General features: G+C 56.0%; 14 protein-coding genes. 5 read left to right on the plus strand and 9 right to left on the minus strand.

The annotated features are described in order from the left end of the window. Nucleotides 1-24 precede the first annotated feature (24 nt). Nucleotides 25-612, minus strand: coding sequence for a PAP/fibrillin family protein (locus tag ACZA91_RS12360; protein WP_463182468.1), 588 nt, complete (start codon nt 610-612; stop codon nt 25-27). 151 nt (nt 613-763) lie between these two features. On the opposite strand from ACZA91_RS12360, the gene ACZA91_RS12365 reads away from it, so the two are divergent. The 5 genes from ACZA91_RS12365 to ACZA91_RS12385 all read left to right on the plus strand — a co-directional run bounded on the left by ACZA91_RS12365 (nt 764) and on the right by ACZA91_RS12385 (nt 3,336). Further along, nucleotides 764-997: a DUF3134 domain-containing protein gene (locus ACZA91_RS12365; protein ID WP_234407086.1), complete on the plus strand. Its 234-nt coding sequence runs from the start codon at nt 764-766 to the stop codon at nt 995-997. Nucleotides 998-1,154: 157 nt separating this feature from the next. Further along, nucleotides 1,155-1,352, plus strand: coding sequence for a 50S ribosomal protein L35 (gene rpmI, locus ACZA91_RS12370; RefSeq protein ID WP_099534979.1), 198 nt, complete (start codon nt 1,155-1,157; stop codon nt 1,350-1,352). Nucleotides 1,353-1,478: 126 nt separating this feature from the next. Continuing rightward, complete coding sequence (gene rplT / locus ACZA91_RS12375; protein WP_099534980.1) at nt 1,479-1,838, plus strand: 50S ribosomal protein L20; 360 nt, start codon at nt 1,479-1,481, stop codon at nt 1,836-1,838. A 279-nt stretch (nt 1,839-2,117) separates the two neighbouring features. Then, a complete protein-coding gene (locus ACZA91_RS12380) occupies nt 2,118-2,636 on the plus strand; it encodes a tetratricopeptide repeat protein (protein ID WP_099534981.1) in 519 nt (172 codons plus the stop codon). A gap of 202 nt (nt 2,637-2,838) precedes the next feature. Continuing rightward, a complete protein-coding gene (locus ACZA91_RS12385) occupies nt 2,839-3,336 on the plus strand; it encodes a hypothetical protein (RefSeq protein ID WP_190532758.1) in 498 nt (165 codons plus the stop codon). A gap of 204 nt (nt 3,337-3,540) precedes the next feature. On the opposite strand, the gene ACZA91_RS12390 is transcribed toward ACZA91_RS12385, so the two are convergent. From ACZA91_RS12390 to ACZA91_RS12425, 8 genes are all read right to left on the minus strand, one after another. Next, a complete protein-coding gene (locus tag ACZA91_RS12390; RefSeq protein WP_190532761.1) occupies nt 3,541-5,628 on the minus strand; it encodes a thioredoxin domain-containing protein in 2,088 nt (695 codons plus the stop codon). 76 nt (nt 5,629-5,704) lie between these two features. After that, nucleotides 5,705-6,049, minus strand: coding sequence for a DMT family protein (locus tag ACZA91_RS12395; RefSeq protein ID WP_393015107.1), 345 nt, complete (start codon nt 6,047-6,049; stop codon nt 5,705-5,707). Between the two features lie 76 nt (nt 6,050-6,125). Then, nucleotides 6,126-6,977 carry a matrixin family metalloprotease gene (locus ACZA91_RS12400; RefSeq protein ID WP_463182469.1) on the minus strand — a complete coding sequence of 284 codons (852 nt, stop codon included), beginning with the start codon at nt 6,975-6,977 and terminating at the stop codon, nt 6,126-6,128. Between the two features lie 13 nt (nt 6,978-6,990). Further along, nucleotides 6,991-7,221, minus strand: a complete 231-nt coding sequence (secG, locus tag ACZA91_RS12405) for a preprotein translocase subunit SecG (protein ID WP_099534985.1) — start codon at nt 7,219-7,221, stop codon at nt 6,991-6,993. 80 nt (nt 7,222-7,301) lie between these two features. Then, nucleotides 7,302-8,900: a 2,3-bisphosphoglycerate-independent phosphoglycerate mutase gene (gene gpmI, locus ACZA91_RS12410; protein WP_099534986.1), complete on the minus strand. Its 1,599-nt coding sequence runs from the start codon at nt 8,898-8,900 to the stop codon at nt 7,302-7,304. Nucleotides 8,901-9,007: 107 nt separating this feature from the next. Beyond that, on the minus strand, nt 9,008-10,738 hold the full coding sequence (locus ACZA91_RS12415; RefSeq protein ID WP_463182470.1) for an ABC transporter ATP-binding protein: 1,731 nt from the start codon (nt 10,736-10,738) through the stop codon (nt 9,008-9,010). An 849-nt stretch (nt 10,739-11,587) separates the two neighbouring features. Beyond that, complete coding sequence (serA, locus tag ACZA91_RS12420; protein ID WP_099534988.1) at nt 11,588-13,168, minus strand: phosphoglycerate dehydrogenase; 1,581 nt, start codon at nt 13,166-13,168, stop codon at nt 11,588-11,590. A gap of 220 nt (nt 13,169-13,388) precedes the next feature. Then, on the minus strand, nt 13,389-14,789 hold the full coding sequence (locus ACZA91_RS12425) for an aldehyde dehydrogenase family protein (RefSeq protein WP_463182471.1): 1,401 nt from the start codon (nt 14,787-14,789) through the stop codon (nt 13,389-13,391). Nucleotides 14,790-14,820: the final 31 nt, after the last annotated feature.

The raw sequence follows: 14,820 nt of genomic DNA on the forward strand, positions 1-14,820 counted from the left end.
TTGCTTAACCCTTGGGGCAAAAACCTAGACTCGCCGCAGCACAAACACGCTTCCTTCATTGCCCCGACCAATTCGCAAATCATCATCCAAATAGGTCACGTCTAACCAGCCCTGTTGCTGGGCGGGGTTCAAGGTGAAATTCAGTGCTCGAAACTGATCCCCCTGTTCAGCCCGATCGACCCAATCGGTAATTTGGCGATAGTTCGCTAACCGCTGGGAACCCACCACAATTCGCTGAAAACGCACCGCCACCCGCACCGCCGACAAAGCCTCGAACCGGGCTGCCACCGCCACATAGCCCTCCAGCCAAGGGAAGTTGTTGTTGAGTTCCGCCAAGTTATAGATCGTTTGTCGATCGGGGCGAATGCATTGATAAATCGCGCCCAAATTGGCGATCGGGGGGCGATTAATACCCAATAGTTCTCGACTGGTGGTGTAAAGCAGTTGCCAATCGCCCGCGAGCTTGGCCGGCTGCTCGATCGGGCTGGGGGTTGGGTTGCGTTCCTCCAGCCGCGTGATCAGCGCCAAAATAGCCGCCTTGTCCGAGGTCGTGGTTTTTAAACCCAAGTTTTGACCCACCAGGGCCGCAAGCAAATCTGATTTTCCCAGCATGATGAATTCAACAATCCAGTAGGACGCGGCGGAGCGATCGTGGCACACTTGACAGGGGAGGCCTCTTGTGGAAACACTAGGATCCGCTTCCAGCCCAACAGGCACAAGCCCCTATCCACCATATCGCTAGCAACCTATCCCTAAACTATTGATGAACACTCCTGCTTTGCGTGAAGAACCGCGCCGTGCTCGTGCGGGCGTGATCCCGGCCCAAACCAACGCTTCGATCTTGGACTGGCTGGAATCATCAGGTCGGCTGCGCGATCGCGATGAACGGGACTTTGAGTACAACGAGCGCGACGAAGAAATCGCCGATATGCTCGTGGGCGAAGAAACGGGCTACGAGCTGGATGACGACGATGACATGGCCAGCGACGAACCCTAGGCCCTGTTACCCTTCAACCAATTAGCGCGATCGACCTCAGAGGCTTCATTGCCCCCAGCGCCCCCTTGACCGCATAGGTCGATCATTTACGCAATGGGGCTAGCAGTGATAGGATTTGAAATCGCGCCAACCAAGCGCCCAACCCCGAGGTAAGTCCATGCCTAAACTCAAAACTCGCAAAGCTGCCGCCAAGCGCTTTCGCAAGACCGGTAGCGGTAAATTTGCCCGCCGGAGCGCCCTGCGTAGCCACCTTCTAGAAAAGAAGAGCGCTGTTCGTAAGCGTCGTTTGGCCGGTGCGGCTCTGGTGCACGAGCGCGATGCAGACAACGTGCAACTCATGTTGCCTTATCTCTAAGGACAAAATCCTCGCAGCTTTTGCCCGGGGAACCTGTCAATGCTAGTTGCCGCTATCTCGATCGGCGCTTCCCCGCTTTCCTCTGTTTTTTCTGTATTGCTTTAGTTTCAAGCAAAGTCAACCCCTATGGCACGTGTTAAGCGCGGCAATGTTGCTCGCAAACGCCGCAAAAAGATTCTGAAGCTCGCCAAGGGCTTCCGTGGTTCCCACTCGCGTCTGTTCCGCACCGCTAACCAGCAGGTAATGAAGGCCCTGCGGAGCGCCTATCGCGATCGCCGTCGCCGCAAGCGCGATTTCCGTCGCCTGTGGATTGCACGGATCAACGCTGCTGCTCGGATCAATGGCACGAGCTATAGCCAATTGGTGGGCAACCTGAAGAAGGCTGATATTCTGTTGAACCGGAAAATGCTGGCCCAGTTGGCTGTTCTGGATCCTGAAGTGTTTGGCAAGGTGGCCGAAGCTGCCAAGGCAAAAGCTGCGGGCTAAGGGTGCGATCGCTTGATTTTGCGAATCAATCCAGCCGATGGGTGCAGCTTAATTCAGCACTTCGTTCAGCAAAATGATGGCGATGGCCAGTGGTGCTCAGGCGTGATAGCAACATCGATCCTTCTGGATAGTGAGGGCGCGGGCGATCGCGCCCTTTGCTATTGATGCGATGCTATTGATGTGGTGCTATTGATGTAGCTGCTGGTCAACGAAAAGCCCTAGCAATTTCAATTTTTTTAATTAACGAGTCCCCCTTTCAATCCTCTTGCTTTAATCCCTATGGAAGGCTCAGTTGGTATTGTCTATATTTCAATTTTGGTGGGGCTGCTGTCGATCGTGGCCTTTTTTGTACTGCGTCAGGTGTTCAAAACTCGTCGCCTAGAAAATACCCTCAGCCGCTTGCAAAAAGCCGCCAGCAGTGGGGAAGCAGGTGCTCAGGCGTTTTATGAACTGGGCAGTATTTATATGGATAAAAAAATGTATGGCCAGGCGATCGAGCAATTCCAGCGATCGCTCAAGAAAGGTGAAGAAGAATCCACCGATAACTTGGCCATTGTTTACAACGCTTTGGGATTTGCCTACGTGGCCCAAGAGCAGTTTGATTTGGCCATTCGGCAATACAAAGAAGCCGTCAAACTCAACGGCGGCTACGTGACCGCCTGGAATAACTTGGGATTTGCCTACGAGAAAAAACAACTGGTGAAGCAAGCCTTGGAAGCCTATGAAGCAGCCTTGGCGGCCGATCCCAAAAATGATGTGGCGAAGCGCCGTCTGGAGTCATTGCAAAAGCGCGCATAAAATCAACAGCAGGGGCAAGGATTCCACAGACCTTGCCCTTGTTTGTTTTTGTCGCGACGGGGTTAACCAACGGCTGTTGATGGCAATCAAAGCCTGGAAATTAAAACCTGGGAATTAAAACCTGGGAATTAAAACCTGGGAATTAAAACCTGGGAATTAACGCCTGCTTGCGATCTTGATTGGAAAACTTGAGGATTCGACCATGTTGGATATGTTGTCTTCGCTGCTGAGAAATCCTGCCCTGGCCGGTGGTTCAGGGGACTTGGGAGCCATGTTGCAAACCTTCCAAGCCATCAGTAGCCAAGGGGGATTGGACTTGGCGAACACCCAAGCGGTGATGGGAATTGTGGCGAAATATTTGAAAGAGGGCTTGCAGGCTAACCAGGCGGCCAATGGTTTTGACCAAACCCAAGCGTTGGTTGATCAATTGGGCGGCACGGAACCCAATGCGGCGGCGATCGAGGCGTTTTTGAATCAACCCCAAGTGGAACAAATGCTGGGGGAAATTGAGGCCCGCACAGGGCTGCCCGCCGGGTCGATCGAACCGATTTTGCCGATGGCAGTGCCCCTGATGCTGAACTTTTTAAAGTCCAACGAGCAAGGCAATTCGCTCCTTAGTGGCTATTTGGATAGCGACGGGGATGGGGATATTGATATGTCGGATTTGATGGGCTTGGCGATGAAATACCTGAATCGCTAGGGCTGGTTCGATCGCAAACATGAACGCTAGGATCTGTCGTCACTGCCTGGAATCCAGCGAAAACGGTTGATCTTCCATCTTCTAAGCGCCGTAACAAGGGGCTTAAGCCCCTTGTCCCCCGCGATCTCACCACAGTGGAACCAGGGTTTTGGGTGAATTGATAACCGTTCCTAGCGTGGCGAGCTGGAACTAGCCACTGCGAGCCTACCCCTGGCATTGCTTCAGCAAAGACCAGAGTTGAGCTTGATCCGTGGCGGCAGGCAGGCAGGTTAGCCCTTTGCAAACCAGGGCGATCGCCCCTTGCGGTAATTGCTGATCCAGCCGCAAAACCGTAGTGGGCAAATATTGCTGGGCCAAGAGGGTCAGGGTTTCCGCCTTGGCCCGCACCAGCACGGGCCGCTGGAACTGATCCAAGGCTGCCAGCAAACTGGGACAAGCGCGGGGGTGCTCGTCTAAGAAACGATGGAAACTGCGGAAGCCCTGTTCAGCGCGATCGAGATAGGTCAAATTTTCCGTGAGCAGGGCCAGGCGCACCAAGTTGCCCAGGGCTGTGCCGTTGGCGGCGGGGGTGGCGTTGTCGATGATGCTCCGCTCGCGAATGATTAAATCCGGGCGATCGTCCGCGTTGAAATATCCGCCATGATCGGCATCCCACAGGTGCTGATCAAATTCCGCCTGAAGTTGGGTCGCCAAGGCCAGCCACTGATCCGCCTCTGAGGGAGTAATTTGCCCCGTGGCGATCAGGGCTGTTGCGGCCTGGTGCAGTTCCAGCAGGCTGCGGATCACTTCGGCGTAGTCTTCTGCTTGGACCCTGATCGCCGGTCGTCCGTCGTAGTTCAGCCGATAGAAGCGATCGCCCGCACCGTGATGAGTTTGCAAAAAGCGGGCCGCTCCGGCAGCTAACTGGTAGGCGGGCAAGTCCTGAAACACGGCGGCCACCCGGGCCAACCCGGCAATCATCAAACCATTCCAAGCGGCGATCGCTTTGGTGTCGGTGACAGCGGGAATGCGACCGGGCCAAGCGACGGTTTTCGCCTCGGTGGCGTTGCGGGCGGGTGGAAATTGGGCCAACTGGGCGCGGGGCTGGCCGTAACGCACCGTGAACAGGCGATCGAGCGCCTCTGTCACCCCATCCGGCAAGGTTCCGCCCGATCGCCGCTGCAACACATTCACACCTTCAAAGTTGCCCGGCACTGAAACCGTGAACTGTTCCACCAATGCCGAGAGGGCTTCTGGTTCCAGCAGGGATTCCAGCTCATCCCAGCCCCAAACGTAAAATGCACCTTCTTCCGGTTCCGCCGCTGCGGGATCGGTGAAGCTGTCGGCATCTTGGGCCGCATAGAAGCCGCCATCGGGATTGGTCATTTCACGGCGGAGCCAGTCGATCGCTCCAAAAATTCCCGATCGCAGGGAGGGATCTTGGGCCCCCGCACTCCACAGATTCGCCAAAAACTCCACGATTTGCCCATTGTCGTAGAGCATTTTTTCAAAATGGGGCACAGTCCAGGTGGGATCAACGGTGTAGCGATGAAAGCCGCCGCCCACATGGTCGTTGATGCCGCCCAGGGCCAGGGCCACCCCCCGTTGCAAACTGGGGCGCAGGGCTTCTGGAATCTGGTCGCTCCAAGGCTCGGGACTGGTGACCCGATAGCCCCGCAACACAAAATCCGCATAGGGAATCATTGGAAACCGATTGCTCGATCGCCCTTCGGCCAAAACCGCTGCATTTTCCTGCCAACCTTGCTCAACCAGGGTGCGATCGAACAAATTGGCCCCCGTCGCCAAATCCACCGTTGGTTGCAGGGCCGCCAGAATTTGCCCCTTAATTTGGGCCACTTGCTCCGGCTGTTGGTCGTAGTGATCGCGCAACGCTTGCAACAATTGCAAAAATCCTGGCCGGCCATAGCGCGGCTCCACCGGAAAATAGGTTCCCCCATAAAACGGCACTAAGTCGTAGGGATCCAGCCAAATATTCAGCGGCCAGCCCCCTTGGGTAATCATCATTTGCAGCGCTTGCATATAGATGCTGTCGATGTCGGGGCGCTCTTCCCGATCGACCTTAATGGGCAAGAAATTCGCATTCAGGTAATCCGCGATCGCCGGATCTGAAAAGGCTTCACCCTCCATCACCGTGCACCAATGGCAACTGGAATAGCCAATGGACAAAAAAATCGGTTTATTTTCCTGTTTCGCTTGGGCAAGGGCTTCCTCACACCAAGGCCACCAGTCAATGGGATTATTCGCGTGTTTTTGTAGATATAAACTCTGGCTACTAGCAAGGCGATTAGGCATGATGATTTAGGCGACTGGGATGGGCTAAATTTGAACGGTTAAGTTTCGGTGGCGACGATTTTAAGATTTTGTTTGCTTAAGATTTGGTTTGATCACTAAAAATCAAATAAGCAGCACCCGCCAGCAACATAGCAGCTAGAAAGTAATTGCGTGTCACGGGAACTTTCATATACCAAACGCTAAATCCAGCGAACACCACCATCGTAATAACTTCCTGCAAAACCTTGAGTTGCGGTAGATTAAAGTATTGCGTGCCCAGGCGATTGGCAGGTACTTGAAAACAATATTCTAGAAAAGCGATCAGCCAACTTACGACAATTGCAATCCACAGGGGTGCAGTCTTCAAATCTTTTAAATGACCATACCAAGCAAAGGTCATAAAAATATTGGAAATCATCAATAAGCCAATGAGGTTCCACATAGCCAGAAGGGTTTAACACCATTCAGAAGAGATGGGATTCTAAGCAGGACTGAGCGCATTTTGACTGGCGATCGCCCTAGTTTAATGGCCAACCGAGGCGGGTGGGTTGCTCATAGATTTTTACTAGGGTATTCAGATCCCGATCGGAAATGGGGGGCGGATTGGCCACGGCGGCGGCATAAAGCGCGTCTTGGGGATTAGGACTGTGGCCCCAAAGTCCCAGGGCATGGCCCAACTCATGGCGAGCCGTGCCCAACAGTTGAGCAAACGCACGATCGCCCCGCAACAGCATCGTAAATCGGTGGGCCAGTCGGGGGCGATCGCCCCGTAGATCCCAATAGAACTCATAGGTGGTGCGGGCGTTGGCGGCTCGGGGCAAACCGGCCGCATTGCGCAGGGTGGGATTGCCCAGGGCGATGGTGATGTCGGCCGGGGTTGAATCCCCAGCGTCCAGCAGTTGCAGCGATAGATAGGGTTGCCAATCGGCGATCGCCTGGGTCACGGCCTTGCGCCAAGCTGCCGCGCGGGGCGGTGTGGGGGCAAGGGCAACGGTGATCGGAAACTGCGACCAGATCAGGTGACCCACGATCGAGGGTTCAATTTGGTCGAAGTAATCTGGACTAGAGGAATCTGGGTCGAAGTCATCCCCGGCCCCGTTACGCGGCGGAACAAGTCTTGATTGGGCCGCAGGGCGATCGCGCCACTGTTGCAAACGGGTTGGCAACGGGTATACCTGGGGCGGCGGCAATTGGGAGAGCAGGGCCGGCGGCGGTTCCGTTGCTTGGGCGAGCGAATCCCCCCCTCGATCGGCTAGCCCCCAAATTCCCAGACCACTCCAGACCCAACCGCTCAAAACACAGCAGAGCGCGATCGCCCCATAGACCATCGCGCTCTGCCATCGTTGTCGGTTGCGGGACACCCCACCCATTGGGCGATCGCCCCTAACCCTTCAGCCAGCCGGCACTCAGCACCACCGCCAAACCCATGAACACCAAAGCCAGCGTCCAGGTAATGCGATTTAGCGTGGCTTCCGCGCTCTTGGTGCTCGAAAACAGTTGAGCTTGGCCGCCAATGCCGCCGAGACCGTCACCCTTGGGGCTGTGCAACAGCACAAACACCACCAAACCGAGGGCAGACAGGGCCCAGATTATTTCCAAAATCGTGGTCAACATAGGAAATGCAGGATTGTACCCAGCAATAGCGGAATCAACATTTTACGGCCGGATGGAGACCCCCAGCGGCCCCCGTTGGTCTAAACGCCTACCGTGACCGGCGTGCGATTCAACTTGGCTTCATAGGCCGCCGGAGCCACGATCGACTTGCCCGTCATTTCAGAGGGCTGGGGCAAATTCAGCAATTGCAGAATCGTCGGCGCAATATCCGCCAAGCAACCATCATCCCGCAACTGAACATCGCAGCCATGGCCGACTACCTTGCGGCGCTCCCCTTCCACCACGATGAATGGGACACGGTTAGTGGTGTGGGCCGTCCAGGGATTACCCGCCTCATCGAACATGTATTCCGCATTCCCGTGGTCAGCGGTGATCAGCACCGTGCCGCCCACCTTGGAAACCGCCGTTAACACCCGGCCCAAACAGCGATCGACCGTTTCAATGGCCTGAATGGCCGCTTCCATCTGTCCGGTGTGGCCCACCATGTCCGGATTGGCATAGTTCACCACCACCAAGGAGTAGACCTCCTTTTGGATGGCGGAAACCACCGCATCGGTCACTGCGTCCGCAGACATGGCCGGCGCGCGATCGTAAGTTGGCACCATCGGACTCGGGATCAGCACCCGATCTTCCCCTTCAAAGGGATCTTCCAAACCACCATTGAAGAAGTAGGTGACATGGGCATATTTTTCCGTTTCGGCGGCTCGAAACTGGCGGAGGCGATGATTCGCCAACACCTCACCCAAAATGTTTTTCAGATCCTGCGGCGCGAAGGCCACGGCCACGGGTAGCTCGGGATCATATTGGGTGAAGGTGACGAAATGGATCGGTTGCACCAGTTCGCGCTCAAACCCATCAAACTGAGGATCCATGAATGCTTGGGTGAGCTGCCGCGCCCGATCGGGACGGAAATTGAAGAAAATTACGCCGTCTTGGGCTGCCACGGCCCCCGGAGCCACCCGCACCGGCAGAATGAACTCATCAAAAACCTTTTCCGCGTAGGAGTCCTGAAGGATCTGCACGGGCGATCGCCCATCCACTTCACCCTCCGTGGCCATCACCTGGTAGGCCTTTTGCACCCGATCCCAGCGGCGATCGCGATCCATCGCGTAGTAGCGCCCGGAAACCGTCGTGATTTGACCCACCCCCGCGTCATCAATCAGCCCTTGCAGTCGAGTCAGAAACTCAATGCCACTGTTGGGCTGGGTGTCGCGACCATCGGTGATGGCGTGAATACAGACTTCCGTGATTCCCTGTTGCGTTGCCAGTTTCAGCAACCCGGCCACATGATCCAAATGAGAATGCACACCCCCATCGGAACAAAGGCCAATCAGATGGAGCTTGCCGCCACTGGCTTTAACCTGCTGACAGGTGGCGACCAGGGCAGGATTGCTCAAAATTGAATCGTCTTCAACGGCATCGGAAATGCGAACCAACTCTTGGGGCACAATCCGACCCGCACCAATGTTCAGGTGGCCCACTTCGGAGTTACCCATTTGCCCCTCGGGCAGGCCAACCGCCTTACCTGATGTGCGGATCAGTGTGTGGGGATAGGCTGCCCAAAGGCTATCAACGATCGGGGTTTTCGCTTCGGCAATCGCATTACCGTTGCGATCTTCGCGGTAGCCCCAGCCGTCAAGAATGATCAGCACGACAGGGGAGACAGTTGACTCCACCATACTCTGATTGCTCTTCATATTTGCTTAATTTTCCCGCCATAATAGCACCGAGATTTAACCTATAAGCCTGGGATGGTTTGTGGCGCATCCCAGACGTTACAAGGTATTTACAAACCGGTGTTTGCTTTTTTCGCGTCCTGCTTGGCCCGTTGCTTTTCGCGCTCTTTCTCGCGCTTGGCGGCCGCTTTGTCCGCCTTCTCTTGGGCAATGGCTGCCAACTTTGCTTGCTCTTGTTCCTCGGCAATCTTGTCGAGATAGTAGCGATAGTTGCCCTGATAAACGCGCAGTTCGCCTTCACGAACTTCCACAATTTTGTTGGCAACTTGCGAAATAAAGTATCGATCGTGCGACACGATCAAGGCAGTGCCATCGAATTGCGTCAGGGCTGATTCGAGGGTTTCTTTTGCAGGAATGTCCAAGTGGTTGGTTGGCTCGTCCAAAATCAGCAGATTAACGGGCTGAACGAGCATTTTGGCGAGGGCTAAACGCGCCTTTTCGCCCCCACTCAAGGATTCAACTTTCTTGAGAACCGCTTCGCCACTGAACAGGAAACGGCCCAAGAGGCTGCGCACCTCTTCCTCTTTCCAGTCTGGGGCTTCGTCCCGCAGGGTGTCAATGACGGTTTTGTGTAAATCCAGGGCTTCGGCTTGGTTTTGCTCAAAATACCCGGGGATCACGTTGTGTTGACCAATTTGGGCGGTTCCCTCGGTGGGGGCTTCCCGACCCATGATCATGCGCAACAGGGTGGATTTACCGCAACCATTGGGCCCAAGGAAGGCGATTCGATCGCCCCGTTCCACGGTCAAGTTCGCACCCAGGAACAGGATCTTATCGGCCCAAGCGTGGGTCAGGTCTTCAATTTTGACCACCTCGCGACCGCTGCGCGGGGCGGGCGGAAACCGAAATCGCAGGGTGCGCACATCGGCCACGGGAGCTTCGAGGCGCTCCACTTTTTCCAGTTGTTTTTCGCGGCTCTTGGCTTGGGTGCTGCGGGTGGCGCTGGCCCGGAACCGATCGACAAAGGCCTGTTGCTTGTCTAGTTCCTTTTGCTGGCGATCGTAGGCCGCCTGGAGGGCGCTGCGATTTTCTTCTTTTTGGGCCAGGTATTGGGAATAGTTACCCAAGTAGGTGGTGGACACACCGCGCTCGGTTTCCACAATTGTGGTGCAGAGTCGATCGAGAAATTCTCGGTCATGGGAAATTAGCACCAGCGGTTTGCCCAGTTGCTTCAGGTAGCCTTCTAACCACTCGATCGACTCGAGATCCAAGTGGTTGGTCGGCTCGTCCAACAGCAACAGATCCGGCTCTTGCAGCATCACCTTGCCCAAGCAGATCCGCATTTGCCAGCCGCCACTGAAGGAGCTGACCAGCCGATCGCCATCGTCCGGCTCAAACCCCAACTCCGGCAACAGTCGATCGACCCGGGCTTCTAGACCATAGCCATCCAGGGCTTCAAACCGGCGTTGTAGGTGGTCGAGATCGCGCAGCAAGGCTTCTAGGCGATCGGGATCCGCCGCGCCCATCTCGTTTTGCACCTGGTGCATTTGATCCTGCACCTCGCAAGCTTCCGTGAAAGCCGAGAACAGTTCTTCGCGCACCGTGCGGCAAGGATCCACATCAAACTCTTGGTTGAGATAACCAATGCGCAAATCAGCCGGGCGAGTAATTTGCCCGGCCGTTGGCTCAATCTCACCCATGATGATTTTGAGTTGGGTGGATTTACCTGCCCCATTCACACCAACTAACCCAACCCGATCGCCGGGCTTGACCTCCCAGCTCACATCCCGCAGGACTTGGCCCGTTGGGTAAATTTTTTGGATGCGTTCCAAACGCAGCACGTTTGCCTCCCGGTTTCAGGTTTGCTGGTCGTTAACGTGGTTGAACTGGTTGAGCTTCAAACTGAAGGGAATCTTAGACCAATGCACGAAAGCGTAAAAGCCTTGAGCGTGAAACTCCCTTCGGTAGTGGTTCCGGCTTGAGGCTCATACCACAGTGAAATGATTGGGATCGATCAGGTGATCGAAGCCAAATGGGTATAGGACAGCTTGCCAACGTTACGGATCGCGCTTAATCGGTTATCCGGTTTTGCCGTTGCTCCGACCAATTGCCGACCCCTTTTAGGTTTTATCCAGCTAGACTCAGCCAGACTCGGTGAGCAGCATCAATAAAGATGCGACCAGCAAACTGTTGTCTTTGTAACAAAACTTAGGCCGTATGGTAGCAGGGTCAGGCCCGATCGCCTAGTTTTTTTGTCAGGGAGTGACCATTAATTTTGCTCATAGGCTGACTCATGGGTTAGCCCATCGATCTACTTATCAGCCGATTTTTGTGATCAGCCGATTTTTGCGCAAGAAAAAACCTCGAGCTGGGCCAGCCAGCAATCGAGGCTTCAATCGGGGTGCATCTACATGGAGTGGTTTTCAGCCCTCCAGTCATTAGCTCCGGATAGTTTTTCAGCAAAGAAGCCTAGGGCGTGTCGTCAAATCGCCTGAAACCCTGCTTCCACCGTTGTCAGATCGTGGGGGACAAGGGGCTTAAGCCCCTTGTTACGACGATTGGGGCATGAAAAATCAACTGTTGTTGTCTGATCTCAGGAAATGACGACAGGCCCTAGGATCCGTCGTCATTGCCACCGCCGTAGGGGTTGGGTTTCCCAACCCTAATCTGAACCCTAATCTGAGCGATCGCTAAAGCACCACCGTGAAGGCATCGCGGATACCCGGAACCTTCACAATCTCTTCGAGCAGGCCATCGGGCAGCAGATCATCAATGCTCAGCACCATCACCGCATCGCCACGCACAATCTTGCGGCCCACCTGCATACTGGCGATGTTCACATTGAAGCTCCCCAGCAGCGAACCAATTTTCCCAATGATCCCCGGCATATCCCGGTGCTTGGTCAGCAGCATGTAGCGGGTGGGGGTGACGTTAATCGGGAAATCATCAATTCCGGTGATGTGAATTTCCCCGTCACTCAGCAGAGTGGCCGTGGCCGAGTGCTCGCCCAACGAACCCACCGCCGACAGGTGCAGCGAGCCGGTGTAGTCCCGAACGGAAGAATCGCGGGTTTCAATCACCCGGATGCCCCGCTCCTTGGCTTCAATGCTGGCGTTGACGTAGTTCACCCGCTCCCGCAAAGCCTGGGACAACAAACCTTTCAGGGCTGCGATCGTGATGGGTTTGCTGTCTTTTTCTGCCAATTCCCCTTGCAGGCGCACCGTCAGGGATTCCACCCGACCGCCAGCCAGTTGGCTCACCAAAGTGCCCAGGGTTTCCGCCAACTTCAGGTAGGGCCGCAGTTGCTCCATCACATCGGGATAAAGACCCGGAATGTTCACGGCCGATCGCGCTGGCAGCCCCAACAGCACATCGCGGATTTGCTCCGCCACGTCGATCGCCACGTTCACCTGGGCCTCTTCGGTGGAAGCACCCAAGTGCGGAGTCAGCACCACTTCCTTGCCCAAGCCCTTGAGGGGCGAATCTCCCAACGGCTCATCCAAAAACACATCAAGGGCCGCGCCGCCAATCCGATTTTCCTTCAGGGCTTCGTAGAGCGCTTGCTCATCGATGATGCCGCCCCGGGCGCAGTTAACGATCCGCACCGTGGGCTTCATCTTCGCCAGCGCTTCAGCATTAATCAGGTTGGCCGTTTCCGGCGTTTTCGGCATGTGCAGGGTGATGAAGTCCGACTCACGGAACAGCAAGTCCAAATCCACCAAGCGACAACCCAACTGCTCGGCGCGTTCCTTGGAAATGAAGGGGTCATAGGCCAGCAGCTTCATGCCCATGGCCTTGGCACAGGAGGCCACATGGGAGCCAATTTTGCCCAAGCCCAAAACCCCGAGCGTCTTTTTGTAAACTTCCACGCCCGTGAAGTTCTTGCGATCCCAGTTGCCGGCCTTGGTGGATTCGTTGGCAGCGGGAATGTAGCGCGACATGGACAGCATCATGGCCAGGGCGTGCTCGGCGGCGGCGATCGTGTTGCCTTCCGGCGAGTTCACAACCACAACCCCTTGGCGGGTGGCGGCGGGCACATCCACGTTATCGACTCCGACCCCAGCGCGGCCAACAATTTTCAGGCTTTGGCCGGCTTCGATCACACGGGCAGTGACGCGGGTACCCGATCGAATCATGAGCGCGTCATATTCACCGATGATTTGCACCAGCTCATCTTCGGGCAGGCCGGTGCGGACATCGACTTGGGCCACTTGCGACAGAATGTCGAGGCCGGCTTTGTCGATCGGGTCGGAGACAAGTACCTTCGGCATGGGGCGAGTGTGCGGTTGGCAGATAGGAAAGGTCTAGTTCGCTGCGGGTTGACGAAGCGAGGGGTTGGCCCAAAGTTGCCAGCCAAAATCGCGACAAATCACTGAGGATCTGCGATTGGGTGATTTAGGAGCGGGTTGGGCTAACTTGCAGCCTCCTATTCTACAGGGGGTGATCACGATCACGATCGTCCCCTAGGGTTTCTTTGGGCTTAAGGAACGGTTAAGACCGCAATCGCGACAGCCAGGATAATTTGTTGTCGTCGTAGGGCGGATAGCGCATTGGAAATTCCGGCTTGGCCGATCGCCACAGGTGGCTGCGCTGATAGGAAAATAGCTCAAACCCAGCCCGGCCGTGATAGCGGCCCATGCCGCTGGCTCCCACGCCGCCGAAGGGCAAATCGGGCACGGTGGCTTGCACCAACAGATCATTCACACAAAGGGATCCCGAGGTGGTTTCCCGGCCGATCGCCCGGCTAATGGTGCGATCGTTGGCAAACACATAGCAAGCCAAGGGATGGGGCCGGGCGTTGATTTGGGCGATCGCCCCGTCCAGGTGGTCATAGGCCAACACCGGCAAAATGGGCCCAAAAATCTCCTCTTGCATCACGGGATCGCTCCACTGCACCGCCGCCAACAGGGTTGGGGCCAAGTAGCGTTGCCTCGGATCCGCATCTCCGCCGATCACCACCTGGCCCGAGCCGGGAATCAGCCGCAACAACCGTTCTAGGTGATAGTCATTGGCAATCCGGGCAAAATCCGGGCTGAGGCTGGGGGTGGGGCCAAAAAAGTCGGTAATGGCCGCTTGGGCCAGCGCCAGAAACTCCGCTTCCCGATCGCGCGGCACCAACACATAGTCAGGAGCCAAGCAGCTTTGTCCTGCGTTGAAAAACTTGCCCCACACAATTCGCCGGGCCGCGATCGGGAAGTCGGCCGAGCGATCGAGAATGCAAGGATTTTTGCCCCCCAGCTCCAGGGTGACCGGTGTGAGTCGCTGGGCTGCGTAGGCCATCACCACCTTGGCCACCGTGGGGCCACCCGTATAGAAAATATGGTCGAAGGGTTCTTCCAACAGGGCTTGGCTGACCTGAATTCCCCCTTCCGCCACCGCCACATACATCGGGTCAAAGGCCCGGCGAATTAAATCCGCGATCGCCCGGGAGCTTTGGGGGGCAACCTCTGAGGGCTTAATCACTGCGCAGTTGCCCGCCGCGATCGCCCCCACCAGCGGCCCCAAGGTCAACTGCACCGGATAATTCCAGGCCCCCATAATCAACACCACACCCAACGGCTCCCGCTGCACCTTGGCTCGACCGGGCCAGAGGGTGACGGGCAACCCGACCGATCGGGGCTTAGTCCAACTCCGCAGATGTTTGAGGGCGTGGTCAATTTCCAGCAGGCAAAATTCCAACTCCGCCAGCACCGCTTCAAAGGGAGGTTTGCCCAAATCCACCTGCAAGGCCCGCAGGAGCTGATCCTGTTGTTCTTCAATGGCCCGGCGCAGATCCTGAAGCCGCCGCAGCCGATAATCCACATCACGGGTGTAGCCCAATTTAAAAAAGTCGTGCTGGGTTTTCACCAATTCCTGGGGCGAGGTGGCAGAAGTCGCGATCGGCTGGGGCATAGGGGCAAAATCGGGCAAAGGCAGCAATCAA

The organism is Limnothrix sp. CMB-01 (assembly GCF_055193175.1).